General features: G+C 46.8%; 1 pseudogene. It reads right to left on the bottom strand.

Annotated features, from left to right (window positions below):
* Positions 1 to 531: pseudogene (locus tag ASC50_RS02660) on the bottom strand (alpha-1,3-galactosidase B); the annotation flags it as partial.
* Positions 532 to 690: the final 159 nt, after the last annotated feature.

Here is a 690-nt window from a genome sequence, read left to right as displayed (position 1 = left end):
TTCGCCCACAAAAACCAGTTTGTCGTTTTCTATGATGTAGGGCGATTCGGAATTGATTTGCAAATCAATGTACCGTTCATTTGCCTGCAACACAACAGCCTGTGCTAAAAGGGGAATATCCCAGTCGATACTGACATTCCTGATGGTGATATTGCGGCTGTTGTCAATGGTAAAGGGCTGCATCCGGTCGTGGAAAACGAAATCGGAGCCTGAACCGTCAACCGTTAATCCCTCCTGTTGTTCGATAAGGATTGCCAACCGTCTCGGATTTGTATCATCCGAATTTGACTCAAAATACTCGCGCTCGATGCAATGTTGTGGCCAAAAATCGTAACGCCCCTTGGGAAAGACAAGGACAATGCCGCTCTTGCCTTTGCAAGCCTCCAGCGCTTTCTGCACGTATGGTACAGCATTTTTGCGCGTATTCGGTTTTAATCCGAAATTGGCAACAGAGATGCTGTCCCCTGCCGCAACCGACTGACAGAAGGCAATCGTTAAGAGGATGCTTGTAATTTTTATTGTTTTTATCATTTTCATTTTTCAGGAAATCCCAAATCATCACCGTCGAGAAAAACAAGCCCGATTCGCTCCAGATTTCCGTTGCGACCGTTGTACCACAGCCGCCATTTTTTCTCTGCCTTGTTGTAAATCACAAACGGTTTGTAGCACGCCGAAGCGTCCCAGGCACCC

The sequence above is a fragment of the Candidatus Symbiothrix dinenymphae genome (genome assembly GCF_001431085.1).
The sequence above is the reverse complement of the archived record's forward strand: the minus strand, read 5'-3'. Positions and strand labels throughout refer to the sequence as shown.